The 18,128-nt window shown below is 64.0% G+C and carries 24 protein-coding genes; 15 read left to right on the top strand and 9 right to left on the bottom strand.

Annotated elements, in window-relative coordinates:
• Positions 1–11: 11 nt before the first annotated feature.
• From ispG to HHL08_RS16690, 5 genes are all read right to left on the bottom strand, one after another.
• On the bottom strand, positions 12–1,172 hold the full coding sequence (gene ispG, locus HHL08_RS16670; protein WP_169574193.1) for a flavodoxin-dependent (E)-4-hydroxy-3-methylbut-2-enyl-diphosphate synthase: 1,161 nt from the start codon (positions 1,170–1,172) through the stop codon (positions 12–14).
• A gap of 51 nt (positions 1,173–1,223) precedes the next feature.
• Complete coding sequence (locus HHL08_RS16675) at positions 1,224–2,528, bottom strand: OmpP1/FadL family transporter (RefSeq protein ID WP_169574194.1); 1,305 nt, start codon at positions 2,526–2,528, stop codon at positions 1,224–1,226.
• A 425-nt stretch (positions 2,529–2,953) separates the two neighbouring features.
• Positions 2,954–4,330: a phosphoglucomutase/phosphomannomutase PgmG gene (gene pgmG, locus HHL08_RS16680; protein ID WP_169574195.1), complete on the bottom strand. Its 1,377-nt coding sequence runs from the start codon at positions 4,328–4,330 to the stop codon at positions 2,954–2,956.
• Positions 4,327–4,761, bottom strand: a complete 435-nt coding sequence (locus HHL08_RS16685; protein ID WP_169574196.1) for a J domain-containing protein — start codon at positions 4,759–4,761, stop codon at positions 4,327–4,329. The genes pgmG and HHL08_RS16685 overlap by 4 nt, the downstream gene beginning before the upstream one ends.
• Positions 4,761–5,567 carry a division plane positioning ATPase MipZ gene (locus HHL08_RS16690; protein WP_169574197.1) on the bottom strand — a complete coding sequence of 269 codons (807 nt, stop codon included), beginning with the start codon at positions 5,565–5,567 and terminating at the stop codon, positions 4,761–4,763. Before HHL08_RS16690 ends, HHL08_RS16685 begins: the two co-directional genes overlap by 1 nt.
• 108 nt (positions 5,568–5,675) lie before the next feature.
• Between HHL08_RS16690 and panC the strand changes: the two genes are divergently transcribed.
• Positions 5,676–6,524 carry a pantoate--beta-alanine ligase gene (gene panC / locus HHL08_RS16695; RefSeq protein WP_169574198.1) on the top strand — a complete coding sequence of 283 codons (849 nt, stop codon included), beginning with the start codon at positions 5,676–5,678 and terminating at the stop codon, positions 6,522–6,524.
• Here panC and HHL08_RS25970 read toward each other — a convergent pair whose 3' ends face one another.
• From HHL08_RS25970 to hemE, 3 genes are read right to left on the bottom strand one after another with little or no spacing between them, the layout of a single operon-like run.
• Positions 6,525–6,653 carry a hypothetical protein gene (locus HHL08_RS25970; protein WP_268932724.1) on the bottom strand — a complete coding sequence of 43 codons (129 nt, stop codon included), beginning with the start codon at positions 6,651–6,653 and terminating at the stop codon, positions 6,525–6,527. It abuts the gene before it with no gap.
• Positions 6,654–6,668: 15 nt separating this feature from the next.
• Entirely contained in the window at positions 6,669–7,109 is a 441-nt protein-coding gene (locus HHL08_RS16700; protein WP_169574199.1) for a CopD family protein, read from the bottom strand.
• A gap of 25 nt (positions 7,110–7,134) precedes the next feature.
• Positions 7,135–8,193 carry a uroporphyrinogen decarboxylase gene (gene hemE, locus HHL08_RS16705; RefSeq protein ID WP_169574200.1) on the bottom strand — a complete coding sequence of 353 codons (1,059 nt, stop codon included), beginning with the start codon at positions 8,191–8,193 and terminating at the stop codon, positions 7,135–7,137.
• A 291-nt stretch (positions 8,194–8,484) separates the two neighbouring features.
• On the opposite strand from hemE, the gene HHL08_RS16710 reads away from it, so the two are divergent.
• From HHL08_RS16710 to HHL08_RS16760, 11 genes are all read left to right on the top strand, one after another.
• Positions 8,485–9,312, top strand: coding sequence for a pyruvate, water dikinase regulatory protein (locus HHL08_RS16710; RefSeq protein WP_169574201.1), 828 nt, complete (start codon positions 8,485–8,487; stop codon positions 9,310–9,312).
• Between the two features lie 10 nt (positions 9,313–9,322).
• Complete coding sequence (locus HHL08_RS16715) at positions 9,323–9,928, top strand: Maf family protein (RefSeq protein ID WP_169574202.1); 606 nt, start codon at positions 9,323–9,325, stop codon at positions 9,926–9,928.
• Positions 9,925–10,749, top strand: a complete 825-nt coding sequence (gene aroE, locus HHL08_RS16720; protein WP_169574203.1) for a shikimate dehydrogenase — start codon at positions 9,925–9,927, stop codon at positions 10,747–10,749. Before HHL08_RS16715 ends, aroE begins: the two co-directional genes overlap by 4 nt.
• Entirely contained in the window at positions 10,749–11,342 is a 594-nt protein-coding gene (gene coaE / locus HHL08_RS16725) for a dephospho-CoA kinase (RefSeq protein WP_169574204.1), read from the top strand. Before aroE ends, coaE begins: the two co-directional genes overlap by 1 nt.
• A gap of 33 nt (positions 11,343–11,375) precedes the next feature.
• Positions 11,376–12,068 (top strand): DNA polymerase III subunit epsilon, encoded by a 693-nt coding sequence (gene dnaQ, locus HHL08_RS16730; protein ID WP_169574205.1) that lies wholly within the window; start codon positions 11,376–11,378, stop codon positions 12,066–12,068.
• A gap of 86 nt (positions 12,069–12,154) precedes the next feature.
• Positions 12,155–12,751 carry a ribosome hibernation-promoting factor, HPF/YfiA family gene (hpf, locus tag HHL08_RS16735; protein ID WP_169574206.1) on the top strand — a complete coding sequence of 199 codons (597 nt, stop codon included), beginning with the start codon at positions 12,155–12,157 and terminating at the stop codon, positions 12,749–12,751.
• A gap of 196 nt (positions 12,752–12,947) precedes the next feature.
• The gene (locus HHL08_RS16740) at positions 12,948–13,415 is read left to right on the top strand and encodes a PTS sugar transporter subunit IIA (protein WP_169574207.1); all 468 of its coding nucleotides are present in this window, start codon (positions 12,948–12,950) and stop codon (positions 13,413–13,415) included.
• Positions 13,375–13,878 carry a PaaI family thioesterase gene (locus tag HHL08_RS16745; protein WP_169574208.1) on the top strand — a complete coding sequence of 168 codons (504 nt, stop codon included), beginning with the start codon at positions 13,375–13,377 and terminating at the stop codon, positions 13,876–13,878. The genes HHL08_RS16740 and HHL08_RS16745 overlap by 41 nt, the downstream gene beginning before the upstream one ends.
• The gene (locus tag HHL08_RS16750) at positions 13,868–14,215 is read left to right on the top strand and encodes a DUF1491 family protein (RefSeq protein WP_169574209.1); all 348 of its coding nucleotides are present in this window, start codon (positions 13,868–13,870) and stop codon (positions 14,213–14,215) included. The genes HHL08_RS16745 and HHL08_RS16750 overlap by 11 nt, the downstream gene beginning before the upstream one ends.
• Positions 14,216–14,383: 168 nt before the next feature.
• Positions 14,384–15,049, top strand: coding sequence for a cell wall hydrolase (locus HHL08_RS16755; RefSeq protein ID WP_169574210.1), 666 nt, complete (start codon positions 14,384–14,386; stop codon positions 15,047–15,049).
• A gap of 108 nt (positions 15,050–15,157) precedes the next feature.
• The gene (locus tag HHL08_RS16760) at positions 15,158–15,652 is read left to right on the top strand and encodes an MmcB family DNA repair protein (protein ID WP_169574211.1); all 495 of its coding nucleotides are present in this window, start codon (positions 15,158–15,160) and stop codon (positions 15,650–15,652) included.
• A gap of 18 nt (positions 15,653–15,670) precedes the next feature.
• On the opposite strand, the gene HHL08_RS16765 is transcribed toward HHL08_RS16760, so the two are convergent.
• Positions 15,671–16,282 (bottom strand): ankyrin repeat domain-containing protein, encoded by a 612-nt coding sequence (locus tag HHL08_RS16765; RefSeq protein WP_169574212.1) that lies wholly within the window; start codon positions 16,280–16,282, stop codon positions 15,671–15,673.
• A 42-nt stretch (positions 16,283–16,324) separates the two neighbouring features.
• Between HHL08_RS16765 and HHL08_RS16770 the strand changes: the two genes are divergently transcribed.
• Genes HHL08_RS16770 through HHL08_RS16780 form a run of 3 tightly spaced genes read left to right on the top strand, consistent with a single transcriptional unit; the run spans position 16,325 to position 18,127 of the window.
• Positions 16,325–17,005, top strand: a complete 681-nt coding sequence (locus HHL08_RS16770; RefSeq protein WP_169574213.1) for an SCO family protein — start codon at positions 16,325–16,327, stop codon at positions 17,003–17,005.
• Positions 16,993–17,430, top strand: a complete 438-nt coding sequence (locus HHL08_RS16775; RefSeq protein WP_169574214.1) for a YcgN family cysteine cluster protein — start codon at positions 16,993–16,995, stop codon at positions 17,428–17,430. The genes HHL08_RS16770 and HHL08_RS16775 overlap by 13 nt, the downstream gene beginning before the upstream one ends.
• A complete protein-coding gene (locus tag HHL08_RS16780; protein WP_206377933.1) occupies positions 17,387–18,127 on the top strand; it encodes a M48 family metallopeptidase in 741 nt (246 codons plus the stop codon). Before HHL08_RS16775 ends, HHL08_RS16780 begins: the two co-directional genes overlap by 44 nt.
• The last annotated feature ends 1 nt before the right edge of the window (position 18,128 follow it).

Here is an 18,128-nt window from a genome sequence, read left to right on the forward strand (position 1 = left end):
AATCGCTCCGCCTATTCCGCCGCCTCGGCCTTGCCCGCGTCGGTCATGTCGGCTTCGGCCTTGGCCGCCTCGATCTCCGCCGCCTTGGCTTCTACCAGGCGAACGATATGGTCGACCATGCCTTCGTCCTGAATCACATGGTCGGTGATGCCCGACAGATAGACCATATGCTTGCCAGCCCCACCGCCGGTCAGGCCGATATCGGTTTCGCGTGCTTCGCCGGGGCCGTTGACGACGCAGCCCAGTACGGAGAGCGAAAGCGGTGTATGGATATGCTGGAGCCGTTCTTCCAGCGCCTGCACGGTGCGGATGACGTCGAAGCCCTGGCGCGCGCAGGACGGGCAGGAAATGACCTTCACCCCGCGGGTGCGGATGCCGAGCGATTTGAGGATTTCATAGCCGACCCGCACTTCCTCTTCGGGTTCGGCGGAGAGGGAAACGCGGATCGTGTCGCCGATTCCGGCCCAGAGCAGGTTGCCGATGCCGATCGCGCTTTTCACCGTGCCGCCGATCAAGCCGCCCGCTTCGGTAATGCCCAGATGCAGCGGGCAATCGACCGCGTCAGCAAGCTGCATATAGGCCGCGACGGCGAGGAAGACGTCGCTGGCCTTCACCGCGACTTTATATTCGTGGAAATCCTGGTCCTGCAGCAGCTTGATATGGTCGAGCGCGGATTCGACCAGCGCTTCGGGGCAAGGCTCGCCATATTTTTCCAGCAAATCCTTCTCAAGCGACCCCGCATTGACGCCAATGCGGATCGAGCAGCCATTGGCCTTGGCCGCATCGACCACTTCCTTGACCCGCTTTTCCGACCCGATATTACCAGGGTTGATGCGCAGACAGGCGGCGCCCGCATCGGCCGCTTCCAGCGCGCGCTTATAATGGAAATGGATGTCGGCGACGATCGGGACGCGGACGGCGCGGACGATCTGTTTCAGGGCCGCGGTCGATTCCTCGTCGGGGCAGGACACGCGGATGATATCGACGCCCGCTTCCTCGCAACGGCGGATCTGGTCGATCGTGCCCTTGATATCGTGAGTCAGCGTGTTGGTCATGGTCTGAACTGTGACCGGTGCGCCGCCACCCACGGGGACATTGCCGACCATGATCTGACGCGACTGCCGCCGCGCTATGTCACGCCAGGGGCGCAGGCCGGGATTATGATCGGACATGTATAGAGGCTCCGTAAGCTACAAAGCCTCTATAGGGATGTTTGGTGACGGTTAGAAGCGCAGCGTCGCGGATGCCGCAACCTGATCCGCATTGCCGCTGGTTTGCGCCAGCGTCGTCGCTGTGACGGTGGCGGGCGAGGGGAAATAGCTGTCCGGGCGGATGATATTCGCCTTTTCCACGAAGGTATGGGCGTAGCTGAGGTTCAGCGCGAAGGCGTCCGACATGTTCCAGGTCGCGCCGCCGGTCAGCCAGACGCGGTCGCCATCGGGGACACGGGTGGTCAGATGCTGCGGATTGGTCGGCGAACGGTCGAACATAGTGCCGGCGCGCACGGTGAAGGCCGGGCTGACATCATATTCGCCGCCGACGCTGACCGAATAGCTATCCCGGTAGTCCAGTTCCTTGTTCGTCGTGCCCGCGGCGGAAGTGACGGCAATTCCCTTGAACTTCGACCAATTATACCATTTGCCGGTAACCATCGCGCGCAGTTGCGGCGTCAGCTTGTGCATCATGGAGACGGTGACGATATCGGGCAATTCCAGCGGCGCGGTGGCAGCAAATTCGCCATTGCCCGCGGCGACCGGCCCGACCAGGCCCGACACGATCTGCGTGCCGGCCAGCGTGTGGCTGACGCCGGAGCGATAATGGACGCCCCAATTGGTGTCACCGGTGGTGTAGAACAGGCCCGCATTCCAGCCGATCGACCAGTCGTCGCCCTTCAGGCTGGCGAAGCCATCCGTCGTGACCAAGGGCGAGAGCTGCGGCAGGGCGTTGGTCAGCGTCGCCTTCACATATTGCACGTCGACGCCGCCGCCGATCGACAGATTGTCGCTCAGCTTATAGGCGGCCGAAGGCTGGATATTATAGGTTTTGAGGTCGGTGTAGAGCGAGTCATAGCGGCCGAAGAAGCCGTCATCATATTCCAGCTTCAGGCCGAAGGGCGCATTGACGCCCAGGCCGACCCAGAGCCGGTCGCTGACCTGCGCGCTGGCGTAGAAGCTGGGGATGGGGATGACGCTTTCGAACGGATTGCCGCCGTCATTGCCGCCGACAGGGACCGACAGGGTCGAGCCGGGGATGCTGCGGCGCGAACCGCGATTGGTCTGGTGCGCCGACGCCATCAGCGCGACGCCGCCGACCGAGGTCTGGATGCCCGACAACTGCGTCATCGCGGCTGGATTGAAATAGATTGTGGACGGATCATCCCCGGCTGCCGCGCCGCCGGACAGGGCGCGTCCGGTTTCCTTGGGCGATTGTTCCTGCAGGTAGAAGCCGCCGGCAAAGGCCGGGGTCGCGGACGCCAATATGGCGCCGGTCAGGAAAAGAGCGGAGAAATGGCGACCGCGAAGCAACATGGCAGATCCTCTACTGGACATGATATTGGCCTTGATCGGTGGCGTTCGAACGCCCGACCGGCTGTTTGGACGCAGCCCGATTATCAGGATTGTGGTTAAATTCCAGTGAGCGGATCGCCCGATTCATCGCATTTCCGCGGCTATAGGCGCATGCAGCATGGCAAAACGCTACGGCAACAGGGCAGGACGGCGACCGGATCAAGACGAAAAAAAAGCCGCCCCGAAGGACGGCCTTGAAGTTTTAGGAGAGGATGCCTGAAAGGCGAGTTCCTTTTGCGGTGCAGCGCAGAGTGTCGCAAATGCGAAACATGGAGGGACGATTGCGTTTCCTGCAATCGTTATCTGGAGCTATGCTTTCCGTAAGGGAAAGTAGCGAGAGAAAACGGATTAACGATACCAAAGTATAAGAGGGATACAGGCGTTTTTCAGGCCGATACTACCCGGATGATGCCCGAATCGGCCAGTTGCGCATCCATTTGCGCAATTAGGCGCGCCAGTCCCGCCTCGTCGGCCGATTCGGCGCGCGCCACCAACGCCGCCTCGGTATTGGACGCTCGCAGCAACCACCAGCCATCGACGGTTCGCACCCGCGCGCCATCGATGGCGCTTATATCGGCGCCCGCGGCCTGCAACCGGGCGAGGATATCTGCAATCACCGCGAACTTGCGGGCTTCGGCCACCGGGAAGCGCCATTCGGGGGTGATGATGCTGGTCGGCATCGCGTCATGCAGCGCGGTCAGGCTCGTTCCCAGCGACCCCACCGCACGGATCAGCCGGACGGCGGCGTAAAGACCGTCGTCATAGCCGGGATAATCGTCGGCGAAGAAGAGATGCCCGGTGGTTTCGCCGCCCAGCGGGCTGCCAATCTGCTTCATTCTGGACTTGATATGGCTATGGCCAGTCTTCCACATCTCGGGTCGTCCGCCCAGCATCGCGATGCGATCGAAGACGGTCTGGCTGGCCTTCACATCCGCGACGATTCGCGCGCCAGGCCGCTTTTCAAGCACGACCTGCGCGAAGAGTCCGAGCAGCTGATCGCCCGCGATCGTCCGGCCCAGCCCGTCGATCACGCCGATCCGGTCGCCGTCGCCATCGAAAGCCACACCGAAATCGAGTTGCTTGGCGAGGACGAGCGCGCGCAGGTCGGCCAGATTCCGTTCCTGGGAAGGATCGGGATGATGGTTGGGAAAATGGCCGTCTATATCGGTGAAGAGCAGATGATGCTCACCGGGGAGCAGTTGCGTCAGGCGCTCCACCACAGGTCCAGCGGCACCATTGCCCGCATCCCAGCCGATGCGACAGGCCGGGCCGTCGAACCCATGCATCAGGCGCGCGACATAGGCGGCCATGACATCGGCCGTTTCGGCCGCGCCCGTGCCCTGTTCCCAGTCGCCCGCCGCGGCCATGACGCCCAGACGCTGGATATCGTCCCCGAAAAAGGGGGCATGACGGTGGACCAGCTTGAAGCCATTCTGGTCGCCGGGATTGTGGCTGCCGGTTATCTGGATGCCGCCATCCACATCGCCGGTCGCTTCGGCATGATATAGCATCGGCGTCGGGCCAAGGCCGACGCGCAGCACATCGATCCCGGTGGCGGTCAATCCATCGACCAGCGCGCTTTCCAGCATCGGCGAACTCAGCCGACCGTCATAGCCGACCGCGATACGTCGGCCCCCGGCGCGGGCGACGATCGTGCCGAAGCTGCGCCCCAGCGCCCAGGCGTCAGCCGCGTGTAGCGTATCGCCCACCCTGCCGCGCAGATCATAGTCGCGCAGCAGCGTGGGATCGAACCGGTGGGTCAAAGCTGCGTCTGGTCGTCGAGCAGCAGGTCGCGCGCGGCGTTGATCTGGGCGGCGAGCGCCTCCGTCCCGCCCTTGTCGGGATGGACCGAGGCGATCAGGCGACGATGGGCGGCGCGGATGGTGCCGGCGTCGGCATCGGGCGCTACGCCCAGCAGCGCGCGCGCCCTGGCGACGTCATCGGCAGGCGGCGGCGCAACAGGAGCGGTGGGGCGCTTGCGACCTTTTGCTTTCCTATTGCCCTGTTTGGCGAAGAACAGGGCCGCGCCGATCAACAGCGGCGCGCCGATCACCGGCTTGCCCTTGGCCGCCAGCACCGCGCCCACCAGCGCCACGCCCAATGCCATGCCATCTTTTGCCGTCATGCGTTGCAGCTTTCCCGTCCAGATCAGCCAGATCGCAAGCGCTGCGATGAGGAGTGACAGCACGCCCATCAGGCCGCGCCGAGCATGTCCATCGACGCCACGCCATCGCGCGTCGGCAGGGCCAGGCCCGACACCATCTCGCGCAATTCCTGGCGCGCGGCGATATGGCTGACCCCCAATTCACCCAGATGCCCCTTGTCGAGCAGGGTGAGGCCGGAGGGGAAGAGTTCGCGGAAGATCACGCGCTCCGACAGGCCGGGTATCACGCGGAAGCCGACCCGGCGGGACAGTTCCATCAGCGCGTCGCCGACCCGCTTCTTGTTGCGCGCGTCATGATGCTGGACGCGGTTGCGCAGCACCACCCAATCGATCGCCACGCCATCGACCTTCGCCCGCGTCTTGCGCGCTTCGAAGATGAGTTCGGAATAGAAGGACAGGCGGCGCACCTTGAAGGTTTCCGGGTCGACCTGACCGATCAGGTCGAAATCGACGAAACTGTCGTTCATCGGCGTGACCAGCGTGTTGGCATGGGGCGCCAGATGGCGGGCAAAGACATCGTCGCGGCCCGGCGTATCCACGACCAGAAAATCCTTGTCCGCCGCCAGGGTCACGACCTGATCGTCCAGCGCGGCGATGCTGTCGCCGGTAAAGACGGCGAAATCAGGCGTGGGCAATTCGATACTGCGCCGACGCGCGGTATCGAGCCGGTTTTCCATATAGCGGGTGACGGTGCGCTGGCGCGGATCGAGGTCGATCATGCCGACGCGATGACCCAGCGCGCTCAAGGCGATGGCGGTATGGACCGCCGTGGTCGACTTGCCGGTGCCGCCCTTTTCATTGGCGAAGACGATGAGATGCGGCTGCGGATTCGCCATTGGCCCCAGATAACCCCGTTGATTGTCGCAATGTGTGTTGACGGTCGCGCCGGCGCGAGCCTAGCAGGACACCCCTATCCTGTCGCCCTTATCGGAGCCGTTCCTTCCGTGCAAACGCTGCGTGACCTGCCCGCCCTTCGTGCCGCCGTCGATGCGCTGAAAAGCGATGGAAAGCCGCTGGTATTGGTGCCCACCATGGGCGCGCTGCATGACGGGCATATGGCGTTGGTGGAAGAAGCGCGGCGGCACGGGCGGCATGTGGTCGTATCGATCTTCGTCAATCCCCGTCAGTTTGGTCCCAACGAGGATCTGGACGCCTATCCGCGGCGCGAGGCGAAGGATACGCAGATGCTGGCCGCGGCCGGCGTGGATATCCTCTGGATGCCGCCGGTCGATGTCATGTATCCGGCCGGCTATGCCACCAATATCGGCGTGTCGGGCGTGAGCGAAGGGCTGGACGGCGCAGCCCGGCCGGGGCATTTCGACGGGGTATCGACCGTCGTCGCCAAGCTGTTCAACCAGGTGCGGCCCGATATCGCGATCTTTGGTGAAAAGGATTATCAACAACTGGCGGTGATCCGTCGCATGGTGATCGACCTTAATCTGGGCATCGAGATCATCGGGATGCCGACCCAGCGGGCCGAGGACGGCCTCGCCCTCTCTTCCCGCAACGCATATCTCAGCGAAGAGGAGCGCAAGGCGGCATTGGCCCTGCCCCGCGCCTTGGGTGAAGCGAAGCGGCAGATCGAGAAGGGCGAGCCGGTCGAAGGGGCGCTGGCCAAGGCGATTGCGACGCTGGCAGCGCATGGCTTCGACCCGATCGATTATGTCACGCTGTGCGACGCAGCGACGCTCGCACCGATGACGGTGCTGGATCGGCCGGCGCGGCTGCTGGGCGCGGCAAAACTGGGCAAGACCCGTCTGATCGACAATATCGCGGTCGATCCGGCCGGATAGTCAGACCAGTCGTCGCCAAAGGATGCAGGCGGCGATAAACAGGCCGATCACCGCCCAGCCCTCCCACGTCCGCGGGCCATAGCCCCAGCCGATACGCTTCTTGCCGAACCAGAGTTTGGGCGGATTCATCGTCCTACATCCTCGTCAAAAAGGCTTCACGATCACCGCGATGACGATGACAGCGGCGGCGATTCCGGGGATTTCGTTCATCATCCGCAACTGCTTGTCGCCAAGCGGGCGAAGGCCCCGCGCCAGCTTCTTCGTATAGCCCGCAATCCAGCCATGATAGCCCGACAGGGCGAGGACGAAGAGGAGTTTCAGGTGAAACCAGCCGAAGCTCCACGCACCGATCTCCACCATCAGCATCAGGCCGAATAGCCAGACCAGGACCAGCGAGGGATTGAGGATGATCTTGAGCAGCCGCGCTTCCCGCTCGATCCATTTGCGATCCTCAGGCGATCCTGGGGCGGTTTCCTGATGATAGACGAAGAAGCGCGGCATCATGAACAGCCCCGCCATCAGGAAGATGACGAAGATGACATGGGCGGCCTTCACCCAGAGATAGGCAGCGCCAAGATAGGCCATCAGACGGAAACTCCCTTAAGCGGATTCATGCTCCTCGCACATAGCTAATGAGCGCTTCGACATGCGCAATGGGGGTATCGGGCAAAATGCCATGGCCCAGATTCATGATATGCGGCCGATCAGCGAAGGCGGCACGGATCTTGTCGACCGCCTCCTCCACCGCGCGGCCGCCCGCGATCAGCGCCAGTGGATCGAGATTGCCCTGGACCGGCATACCTTGCGGCAACGCCTGGTTCGCCCAGTGTGGATCGATGGTTTCATCGACGCCGACCGCATCGACGCCGGTCTGCGCGGCATAGTCGGCGAGCTTCGCGCCCGCGCCCTTGGGGAAACCGATGATGGGAATGGCGGGGTGCAGCGCCTTCAAGCGCGCGACGATCCGCTTATTGGGTTCGATCACCCAGCGCTGGAATTGCAGCGGCGACAGGCTGCCGGCCCAGCTGTCGAACAGTTGGACGGCTTCGACGCCGGCGTCGATCTGGCCGCAAAGGTAAGTGACGGTTGCATCGACGATGGCGTCGATCAGCGCGGCGAAGCGATCGGGCTCGTTATAGGCCATGCGGCGGGCAAGGCCATGGTCCTTGCTGCCCTGCCCCGCCACCATATAGGTCGCAACGGTCCAGGGACTGCCCGCAAAGCCCAGGAAGGTGACCGAAGGGTCCAGCGCCGCCTTCACCTGCCGCACCGTCTCGTAGACCGCCTCGAAGCGGCTAAAATCGGGTGTCAGCGCCGACAGGTCGGTCTCGGCCAGGATCGGGGCGAGGCGCGGGCCTTCTCCAGCTTCGAACCATAAATCCTGCCCCATGGCATAGGGGACGATTAGAATATCGGAAAAGAGGATCGCGCCATCGAAGCCGAAGCGGCGAAGCGGCTGGAGCGTCACTTCAGCGGCGGCAGGGCTGTCATAGACGAGTTCGAGGAACCCGCCCTTGTCCGCCCGCAGCGCGCGATATTCGGGCAGATAGCGGCCCGCCTGGCGCATCAGCCACAGCGGCGGGACGGCGGGACGTTCGCCCTTGAGGACGGCCATGAGCGGCTTGAGGAGCGACTGGTCGGGACGGTCGCTCGGCGCGTCGGGGCTCATCTATAGTCTCTCTTATATTAAGATTCAAAAGGGATGATGGAGATAGTAGGGCGGTTGGCAGCGGGGTTTATGCGTTGCGCCCGGATTTGCCAACAGCTTGACTCAGGGACGCCGCGCTTTGCCGTCCGAGTCACCATGGTCATCCACGCTATCCACAGGCTGTGGATGAAATTATGGGTCTGTTGGGGGCATGTGGATAAGATTCCCGGCTCCGGGGATGGCGGAAAGGCGGGTTTTTATCCCCTATTTCATCCCTTGCTTTATCCACAGCCTGCCCACAGAGATATGCCCATGGCGCGCATCCATCTCCATCTCCTGTCTGACTCCACCGGCGAAACGCTGGAGAATATCGCCAAGGCGGCGATCGGCCTGTTTGAAAATGTGGAGGCGATCCGGCATTTCTGGCCGATGGTGCGGTCCGATGTCCATCTCGACCGGATCATGGAGGAGATCAGCGCCAATCCCGGCCTCGTCCTCTTCACCCTGACCAATCACCCCTTGCGCAAGCGACTGGAGACGCGCTGCCGCGCGCTCGGCCTGCCCCATGTCGCGGCGCTCGACAGCGTGGCGGACGCCCTGTCCAACATATTGGGGCAGGAAACGCGTACCCGGCCTGGGCGCAAACATATATTGGACGAAGCCTATTTCGCCCGGATCGAGGCGATCCAGTTCACCATCGCGCATGACGATGGCGTGGGGCATGAAAATTGGGAGGAGGCCGACATCGTGCTGGCGGGCGTGTCGCGCGCGTCCAAGACGCCGACGTCGATCTATCTCGCCAATCGCGGCTACAAGACCGCCAATATCCCGCTCGTTCCTGAATCCCCGCCACCGCGCAATCTCTATAGCCTCAAGCATCCCATGGTCGTGGGCCTGACCGTCAGCCCCGAACGGTTGATCCAGATCCGCCGCAACCGGCTGCTCTCGCTCAACCAGGCACCCGAAACCGCCTATGTCGATAATGAGAAGGTGCAGGAGGAACTGGCCTTCGCGCGGCGCATGTTCGCTGACAATGGCTGGCCGGTGATCGACATGACAAGGCGGTCGATCGAGGAGGCCGCCGCGGCGATCATCAACCTGTTCAACGACCGCGAACTGGCGGAGGGCGACGCTTTATGAGGTTTTGGGCATGATCGTCCTCGCGTCGCAGAGCGCGAGCCGCAAGGCGATGCTGTCGGCGGCGCAGGTGCCGTTCGAAACCCTCTCGCCCGGCGTCGATGAGGAGGCCGCCAAGGACGCGCTACGCGCCGACGGGCTGGACGCGCGCGCGCTGGCCGATGCGCTGGCGGAGTTGAAGGCGCTCAAAGTGTCGCGCCGGGTGCCGGGCGCGCTGGTGCTGGGCTGCGATCAAACGCTGAGTATCGGCGATGGCGACGATCGCGGGGAGATGGTCGACAAGGCGGTCGATCGCGCCGATGCGGCACGGATATTGAAGCTGTTGTCCGGCCGGGTGCATCATCTTCATAGCGCGGCGGTGATCGTGCTGAACGGCGAGCCGATCTGGCGCCATGTCGAACGGGTGCGGATGACGGTGCGGCCCTTGTCCGACGCCTTCATCGCCGCCTATCTCGATGCGGACTGGGACAACCTTCGCTGGTGCGTGGGCTGCTACCGGATCGAGGGGCCGGGCGCGCAATTGTTCAGCAAGGTCGAGGGCAGTCAATTTGCGATTCAGGGTCTGCCGCTGCTGCCGCTGCTTGACTTTCTGCGCGTGCGCGGCGTTTTGGCGGCATGAGCGACGCCCTCCCCTATGCCGAAGTGATCGGTGATCCGATCGACCACAGCAAATCGCCCCTGATCCATAATTTCTGGCTGAACGCGCTGGATATCGAGGCGGAATATAAGAAGACCCATGTGACGCCGCAGGGGCTGGCCGCCTATTTCCTGATGCGGCGGAGCGATCCCGACTGGCTGGGCTGCAATGTCACCATTCCGCACAAGATCGCGGTGATGGACTATGTTGACGATCCGGGCGGCGTGCGCGAGCGGATTGGTGCGGTCAACACCATCGCCAGCGAAACCGGCGGGCCGCTGATCGGCACCAATACCGATGCGGGCGGCTTCCTTCAGCCGCTGCTGCGCGACAAGTGGAAGGGGCAGAGCGCCGTCATCGTCGGATCGGGCGGCGCGGCGCGCGCCATCCTGTTCGCGCTGTCCAGCCTGGGCGTGCCCGACATCACCATCATGGCGCGCGACGTGGCCAAGGCGCAGGCGCTGCTGAACCGCAGCGGCACGCCCGGCCGGGCGATCGGGCTGGGCGACGCGCTGCCGGCCGCCGACCTTCTGGTCAATTCGACATCGCTCGGCATGATCGCTCAGCCGGTGCTGGACCTGGACCTTGCCCCGTTGGCGGACAATGCGACCGTCTATGACATCGTCTATGCGCCGCTCGACACCGGACTGCTCAAGGCTGCGAAGGCGCGGGGCCTCAAGACGCTCGATGGCCTGGAAATGCTGATCGGCCAGGCGGCGCTGGCGTTCGACATTTTCTTCGACGCGCAAGCGCCGCGCGACCTGGACGCGGAATTGCGCGCGCTGCTGCTCGCCGCCGACTGATGAAAGTCTATGGCCTGACCGGATCGATCGGCATGGGCAAGTCGGCGGTCGCGGCGATGCTGCGGCGTGAGGGCGTGCCTGTGTTCGACGCCGACGCGCAGGTGCATCACTTGCAGGGACCGGGCGGCGCGCTGCTCCCCGCGATCGAGGCGCGCTTTCCCGGCACCACCGGGCCAAAGGGCGTGGACCGGGCGAAGCTGGGTGCGGCGGTGTTCGGCCATCCGCAGGAACGCCGGGCGCTGGAAGCGATCGTCCATCCGGCGGTGCAGTCGGCGCGGCGGCTGTTCCTGCGTCGGCACCGGTCGCGCAACTTCGTGATCCTCGACATTCCTTTATTGTTCGAAACCCATGGCCACAGGCGGCTGGACGGTGTGATCGTCGTCACCGCCCCAGCGTGGAAACAGCGCAAGCGCGTGCTGGCCCGACCCGGCATGACCGCGGCGAAATTCCGCCAGATCGTCCATCTGCAAACCCCCGATGCGCAAAAGCGACTTCGGGCGGACCACATCATCCACACCGGCACAACCTTTACCGACACCCGCGCGCAGGTGCGCCGTCTGGTCGCTTGCCTTGGCGCGCAGACAGGTCGATAAGGGTTGGCCCACAGAGTCGAAACGAAGAGGGCGATGCGCGAGATCATTTTCGATACCGAAACGACAGGATTCGATCCGGCATCCGGCGACAGGATGGTCGAGATCGGCTGCATCGAACTGATCAACCGGGTGCCATCCGGTCGCACTTTCCACGCTTATTATAATCCGCAGCGCGACATGCCCAGCGCTGCTGAGGCGGTGCATGGCCTGTCGACCCATTTCCTGTCGGACAAACCGCTGTTCCACACGGGCGCAGCGGACCTGCTCGCCTTTCTGGAGGATAGCCCACTGGTCGCGCATAATGCGCGGTTCGACTTCGGATTCCTCAATCATGAATTGCGGCGGTGCGGCCATCCCGACGTATCGCTCGACCGGATGATCGACACGGTGGCGATCGCCCGCACGTTGCATCCTGGTGCCAAGCATAGCCTGGACGCGCTCTGCACCCGATACGGCATCGATCGCAGCCATCGCGTCAAGCATGGCGCGCTGCTCGACGCTGAATTGCTGGCGCAGCTTTATATCGAACTGACCGGCGGCCGTCAGATCGGCCTGGGTCTTGCACAGGAGGAGGATAAAGAGATCGTCGGGGTGGAACTGTCGGCTGGCGCCGTGGTTCGCCCTGTTCGTCCTGCGCGCGTCTTTACAGCCAGCGCGCAGGAGCTGGAGCGGCATGGCGCGTTCATCGCAACGCTTACCAAGCCGCTCTGGCTGGAGGAGGCCTGAGACAAGCCGGTCGTTGACCGGTCCCCATGGCTCCAGACCAACCGGACCGTCGTCCTGGCGATCCGGCAAGAACAAGGAGAAGATATATGGACATTCGCATTTCCGGGCATCAGGTCGAGACGGGTGAGGCACTTAAGAGCCATGTCACCGACCGTTTGGAGGCCATGGCCGAGAAATATTTCTCCCGCACGATTTCCGCCCAGGTGACTTTTCGCAAGGCGCCCCATGGCGCGTTCCACTGCGATATCGTGTGCCATGTCATGACCGGCCTGATCCTGAAGGGGGCCGGCGAAGCGCAGGAGGCGCACCCCGCTTTCGATCAGGCTTCCGAACGGATCGAAAAGCAGCTGCGCCGCTACATGCGCCGCCTCAAGGACCGCAGCAGCCAGGCGGCCGCCGCGGAAGCGCAGCGGACCAACGGCTATAGCGTCGATGATATCGACGGCGCTGGCTACACCATCTTTGCCAGCAACATGGAGGATGAGGAAGACGCCGCCGACGCGCCGCTGATCGTGGCGGAAACCCGTGTCGACATTCCAGAAGCCAGCGTGTCGGACGCGGTGATGATGCTGGATCTGCGCAATACCAATGCGCTGCTGTTCCTCAATGCCGGGACATCGGCCTATAATATGGTCTATCGTCGGCATGACGGCACCATTGGTTGGGTAGAACCCCGTGGCTGATGCCACGGGTGGTGGTTGGGTAGAACCCCGTGGCTGACGCCACGGGTGGTGGCTGGGTCGATCCACGCGGTTGATCCTGCGCCCGGCCCCGGCCGCCTGTTGACCTGATGGTGCGGGCGGCTTATGGGGCCGGGCTTTCATTGTCCGAGGAAAGCGCGAAGACTGTGCCGCGCGGCTCGGCCGTTTCGGATTGACCATGGTTCATTTCAACGACATCGTTTCGGCCGAAGCGCTCGCGACGGGCCTTTCGGCCAACGGCAAGAAGCAATTATTCCAGAAGATCGCCGCGCTGGCGGCCTGCGCCTATGATCTGGACGCCGATGAGGTCGGTGATGCCTTGTTCGAGCGGGAGCGGCTGGGGTCGACCGGCTTTGGCGGCGGCGTCGCCATTCCCCATGCCAAGATTGCGGGCCTGTCGAAAATGTGCGGCGTGGTCGTGCTGCTTGACCCGGCGGTGCCGTTCGACGCAGTGGACGACGCGCCGGTGGATGTCGTCTTCGCCCTGCTGTCGCCGGTCGATAGCGGCGCGGAGCATTTGAAGACATTGGCGCGGGTGTCCCGCTATCTGCGCGATGAAGGTCAGGTCACCCGGCTGCGCGGCGCACAGTCGACCGGTGCGCTCCATGCGCTGCTGGCGGGCGGCGAGGCGCGTGACGCTGCCTGAGACGACGCCCGGTGCCGGCGCGAGCGGCGAAACCGCGCATTTCCGCGCGCTGGAGAATCTCTACCGCTCCGCGCCGATCAATCGGCTGTTCCGGTCCGACCTGACGATCAGTGAACCGGGCCGGTCGGTGATCGACTTCGATGTCGATGAAAGCCAGTTCCACGCCGCGGGCGCGGTGCATGGCACGGTCTATTTCAAGATGCTGGACGATGCGGCCTTCTATGCCGCCAACAGCCTGGTCAGCGATCGCTTCCTGCTGACCACCGCCTTCAACCTGCTCTTCACCCGGCCGATCGCGCCGGGCCGGATTCGCGCCGAGGGCCGCTGGATCAGCGGCAAGCGCCGGGTCTATGTCGCCGAAGCGAGCCTGATCGATGCGGACGGCGAAGAGGTTGGGCGTGGCACCGGCACCTTCATGCGATCGCAATTTCCGCTCTCTTCGCTGCCCGGCTATGGCCGCTGAGGCCCGGCTCACCAGCGCGATGCTGGTGGGCGCGTTGCGGCGGCGGGTCGCGGCGGCTGGCGGTTTTGCCACGATCCTGGTCAAGGGCGACGAGATCAGCGGTGTGATTCTGGTCCAGACGCAAAAAAAAGGACGCGAATCAGGTCTTTTCGAGCGCGTGTCGAACTTTGCCGGGGGTCATGCGTTAATGCGCTGTGGTCCTTCGGTCGAAGAGGGGCCAGAAGCGCTTGCCAACTATGTGGCGCGCCGGCGCAGGTCGGACCCTGACCTGTGGATAATCGAACTCGACATCGCGGAAGCGGAACGGTTTGCCGTGGAAACACTCTGCGATCGTTGACTCATCGCAATGGTTTCGGCACAGGCCCCCCACGCCAACGCGCAGGTTGCCGAATTCGCCCATTGGGGGGCGGGGCCGGTAAACACGCAGACGGGGGGCGGCCGAACGTCATAGAATATGCGTTGAAAACGACGTTTCTGGCCAATAACCGCATGTTTTTGAGTAATAATGAGTTTTCGTCTAAAAGCTGCCATCGCCGCAGCCTTTGCCCTGTCCGCCGCTGCTGCGGTCACGGCGTCCGACATGTCGATCGCAGGCGAATCGATCGCCACAGCCACCTCTCTCCCCCAGACGTTTCCGCAAACGTCCCCGACTGGCGCGCAATCCGCCGTCATTTTCGCCGCGCCGCGTGAAATTACGCAGCCGCTGGCATCGGCCAATAAGGCCGACCCCGATTTTTCTTCTGATTCCGACGCGCAGGCAACCAGCCTCGCTGCTCTGGTCGACGCCCAAGGCGCGCCTGAGGAGCTGGACGGCGACATGCATTGCCTGGCCGGTGCGGTCTATTTCGAATCCAAGGGCGAAAGCCTGGAAGGCCAGCTGGCCGTCGCGCGCGTCATCATCAACCGCGCCAAGTCCGGCCGCTTCGCCGACAGCCTGTGCGGCGTCGTCTACCAGCCGAGCCAGTTCAGCTTCGTGCGCGGCCATGCGATCCCGGCCGTGCGCGCCGACAGCCGCAGCTGGCGCGAAGCCGTCGCCATCGCCCAGATCGCGATGAACGATAGCTGGGACAGCCGCGCAGAAGGCGCGCTCTTCTTCCACGCTCGCCGCGTATCGCCGGGCTGGGGCAAGGCCAAGCTGGCGATGATCGACAATCATATCTTCTATCGTTGAGGTCGGGCGCGGGGAACGCGCCGGTTCGCTTTGGCGAGACTTTCAGGCCGGTTTGGTTCATCCGAATCGGCCTTTTCATTTGTTCCTGTCTTGTTCTAAGATGACAGGATGAGTAGCGCCCCTATCGATACCTGTTCGCCGCTGACCGACGGCACCGCTTTGGCGGTGGCGCGGGGCACGCTGCGCTTGTTCTTCCGCCACGACATGAGCGGGATATTGGAAGTGCCGCTGCCCAATGGACGCCGCGCCGACATCATGGCGATCGACTGCGCCGGGCGGCTGACCATCGTGGAGATCAAGTGCAGCCGGGCGGATTTGCTGGGCGACATGAAATGGCCCGACTATTTCGATTATTGCGACCGCTTCTTCTGGGCGGTGCCGGCCGGGTTCGACCTTAGCCCGTTCGAGAGCGAAGCGTTGTGGCCGACGCGCACCGGCCTGATCGTCGCGGACCAATATGACGCTGAACTGGTGCGTCCCGCCCCGGTGGAGCCGCTGGCGGCGGCGCGGCGCAAGGCGGAAACGCTCCGCTTCGCCCGCCGCGCCGCCCGGCGGTTGACGGCGCTCAGCGACCCGGACCATGTTACGGAACTGGGTTGGTAAGTCGTCAAGCAGCGTTGATTAAAACACCGGTCCCTGCACCGGACCCTTGGGCGCGGCGGCGGGCTTGGCGGCGTCGAGCGCTTCGGTGAGGCCCGGCGTGCGGCCGTCGCGCTTGGCATAGTCGCGGGCGGACATGCCGGCCATGGTGTCACGCTTTTCGGGATTCGCGCCCTGCGCCACCAGCAGGCGGACCAGACCGACGTCGCGCAGCTGCACGGCGCGGATTAGCGGAGTTTCACCGCTGTCGTTCACCTTGTCGACCTGCGCCTTGTAAGCGAGCAGCGTGCGCGCGCCTTCCTCGAACCGGCCCTGCACCGCATCCATCAGCGGGGTGTTGCCGTCATTGTCGGTCAGGTTCGGATTGGCGCCCTTGGCCAGCAGGAAAGTCAGCCAGGTCGCATCGCGCCGGGCAACGATGATATGCAGCGCATTTTCGCCGGTGGACACGTCGCGGCTGTTGATGACGGTGGAGCCGGGCTTCTGGATCAGGTCGGTGACCTTCTCCCCATCCTTGTCCTTCACCGCCTTCAGGAAGTTGTAACTGTCCGAAAATTGCGCCTGCGCGGGGCCGGGTGCCAGCAGCGCCAGCGCCATCGAACCCAGTAGTACGGAAATAAGCTTCGTCTTCATCTTGGCGCCCCGTTGCATTTGCAAATCGCGTCCTAGCAGGGCATGGCTGGCCATGCCATGAACAAAGACGTCGCGCCCCCACTCCTGCAGTCCATCGCCTTGCCCTTCCTCGCCCTGCTGGCTGCCTGCAATATGGGGGCGGGCGGTAACGCATCAAGCGGCGACAGCGAACAGGGCGAATTGATCGGCGCGCGGATCGGCGCGCCCTTCACTTTGACCAATCAGGACGGCAAGCCGACCCGTTGGGACGATTATAAAGGCCAGTATCGACTGGTCTATTTCGGCTATACCTATTGCCCGGATGTGTGCCCGGTAGACCTGCAAAAGATCATGCAGGGGTTCGCGAAGTTCGAAAAGACCAGGCCGGCGCTGGCCGCCAAGGTACAGCCGATGCTGATCAGCGTCGATCCGCAGCGTGATACGCCCGCGGTACTGAAACCCTATGTCGCCGCCTTCCACCCCCGGCTGATCGGCCTCACTGGCACGAAAGACCAGATCGCCAAGGTCGCTAAGGATTTCGTGGTGATCTACAATGCTGAAGAGGGGTCTGGAAAGGCTGGGGGAGCGAGCGACTATATGGTCAGTCACAGCCGCACCCCCTATCTGTTCGACGGCGAGGGCAAGCCGGTGGCACTGGTGCCGGTGGACGATCCCGCCACGGCGGACGTGGACGAAGGCGCGCCGGACAAGGTGCTGGCGTTCCTGGAAAAATGGGTCAAGTGACGAACTTTTGGGAAAAGCCGCTCGACAAGCTCGACAAGGTCGAGTGGGAAGCGCTGTGCGACGGCTGCGGCAAATGCTGCCTGCACAAGGCCGAGGATGAGGAGACGGGGCGGATCTATCCGACCAACGTCGCCTGCCGCCTGCTCGACCGGCAGAGCGGACAATGCAGCAATTACAAGGATCGGCGCAAATTCGTGCCCGATTGCGTGCGGCTGACCCCGGCGAAGGTCAGGCAGATCGGCTGGCTGCCCAGGACATGCGCCTATCGGCTGCGCGAAGAGGGGCTGCCGCTGCCCGATTGGCATTATCTGATCTGCGGCGACCGGGAAGCGGTGCATCGCGCGCAGGAATCGGTGCGCGGCTGGACCATTGCGGAGGCCGATGCGGGCGATTGGGAAAATCATCTTGTCGACCGCGAACTCTGATCCAGACGCGGCGATCCTGATCGACGGCGTGGCGATGCCGGTGCTGGTGCGCCGGTCGGCGCGAGCGCGGGCCTATCGGCTGACGATCGACAGTGCGCGCGGCGCGCTGCGCCTGTCGCTGCCGACGCGCGCGAACCTGAAAAAGGCGCTGGGCTGGGCGCAGGATCATGAAGGCTGGGTGCGCGCCCAAATGGCGAAGCAGCCCGCCATCACGCGGCTGGACCATGGCGCGGTCTTCCCGCTGGAGGGGCGCGAGGTGACGATCCACTGGGTCGCGGGCGCGACCCGCACGATCCGGCTGGAAGGCGACCGACTGCTGTTGGGCGGCGCGGCGGAATCGGTGGGCGCGCGGGTGCAGCGCTGGCTCGTCAACCGCGCCAAAGCGGTGCTGGAAACCGAAAGCCAGCTCCTGGCGCGCGAGCATGGCCTGATCGTCGCGTCGGTCGGCGTGGGCGATACCCGCAGCCGCTGGGGTAGTTGCGCGTCGTCCGGGGCCATCCGCTATAGCTGGCGGCTGATCCTGGCCCCGCCGGAGGTGCGCCGCGCCACCGTGGCGCATGAACTGGCGCATCTGCTGCACATGGACCACAGCCCCGCCTTTCATGCCGCCCATGCGCGCATCTATGGCGCGGACCCGCGTCCCGCGCGGGCGTGGCTGCGGGCGCATGGCGCGGGCCTGCATCGCTATCGGGCCTGAC

The sequence above is a fragment of the Sphingobium psychrophilum genome, from assembly GCF_012927105.1.
In the GTDB taxonomy this organism is placed as follows: domain Bacteria; phylum Pseudomonadota; class Alphaproteobacteria; order Sphingomonadales; family Sphingomonadaceae; genus Sphingobium; species Sphingobium psychrophilum.

Coding starts and splice junctions, on each gene's coding strand:
- ispG (WP_169574193.1), bottom strand. CDS start 1,172: ATGTCCGATCATAATCCCGGCCTGCGCCCCTGGCGTGACATAGCGCGG.
- HHL08_RS16675 (WP_169574194.1), bottom strand. CDS start 2,528: ATGTTGCTTCGCGGTCGCCATTTCTCCGCTCTTTTCCTGACCGGCGCC.
- HHL08_RS16685 (WP_169574196.1), bottom strand. CDS start 4,761: ATGGGCGTGCTGTCACTCCTCATCGCAGCGCTTGCGATCTGGCTGATC.
- HHL08_RS16690 (WP_169574197.1), bottom strand. CDS start 5,567: ATGGCGAATCCGCAGCCGCATCTCATCGTCTTCGCCAATGAAAAGGGC.
- HHL08_RS25970 (WP_268932724.1), bottom strand. CDS start 6,653: ATGAATCCGCCCAAACTCTGGTTCGGCAAGAAGCGTATCGGCTGGGGC.
- HHL08_RS16700 (WP_169574199.1), bottom strand. CDS start 7,109: ATGGCCTATCTTGGCGCTGCCTATCTCTGGGTGAAGGCCGCCCATGTC.
- hemE (WP_169574200.1), bottom strand. CDS start 8,193: ATGAGCCCCGACGCGCCGAGCGACCGTCCCGACCAGTCGCTCCTCAAG.
- HHL08_RS16710 (WP_169574201.1), top strand. CDS start 8,485: ATGGCGCGCATCCATCTCCATCTCCTGTCTGACTCCACCGGCGAAACG.
- HHL08_RS16715 (WP_169574202.1), top strand. CDS start 9,323: ATGATCGTCCTCGCGTCGCAGAGCGCGAGCCGCAAGGCGATGCTGTCG.
- aroE (WP_169574203.1), top strand. CDS start 9,925: ATGAGCGACGCCCTCCCCTATGCCGAAGTGATCGGTGATCCGATCGAC.
- coaE (WP_169574204.1), top strand. CDS start 10,749: ATGAAAGTCTATGGCCTGACCGGATCGATCGGCATGGGCAAGTCGGCG.
- dnaQ (WP_169574205.1), top strand. CDS start 11,376: ATGCGCGAGATCATTTTCGATACCGAAACGACAGGATTCGATCCGGCA.
- hpf (WP_169574206.1), top strand. CDS start 12,155: ATGGACATTCGCATTTCCGGGCATCAGGTCGAGACGGGTGAGGCACTT.
- HHL08_RS16740 (WP_169574207.1), top strand. CDS start 12,948: ATGGTTCATTTCAACGACATCGTTTCGGCCGAAGCGCTCGCGACGGGC.
- HHL08_RS16745 (WP_169574208.1), top strand. CDS start 13,375: ATGCGCTGCTGGCGGGCGGCGAGGCGCGTGACGCTGCCTGAGACGACG.
- HHL08_RS16750 (WP_169574209.1), top strand. CDS start 13,868: ATGGCCGCTGAGGCCCGGCTCACCAGCGCGATGCTGGTGGGCGCGTTG.
- HHL08_RS16755 (WP_169574210.1), top strand. CDS start 14,384: ATGAGTTTTCGTCTAAAAGCTGCCATCGCCGCAGCCTTTGCCCTGTCC.
- HHL08_RS16760 (WP_169574211.1), top strand. CDS start 15,158: ATGAGTAGCGCCCCTATCGATACCTGTTCGCCGCTGACCGACGGCACC.
- HHL08_RS16765 (WP_169574212.1), bottom strand. CDS start 16,282: ATGAAGACGAAGCTTATTTCCGTACTACTGGGTTCGATGGCGCTGGCG.
- HHL08_RS16770 (WP_169574213.1), top strand. CDS start 16,325: ATGGCTGGCCATGCCATGAACAAAGACGTCGCGCCCCCACTCCTGCAG.
- HHL08_RS16775 (WP_169574214.1), top strand. CDS start 16,993: ATGGGTCAAGTGACGAACTTTTGGGAAAAGCCGCTCGACAAGCTCGAC.
- HHL08_RS16780 (WP_206377933.1), top strand. CDS start 17,387: ATGCGGGCGATTGGGAAAATCATCTTGTCGACCGCGAACTCTGATCCA.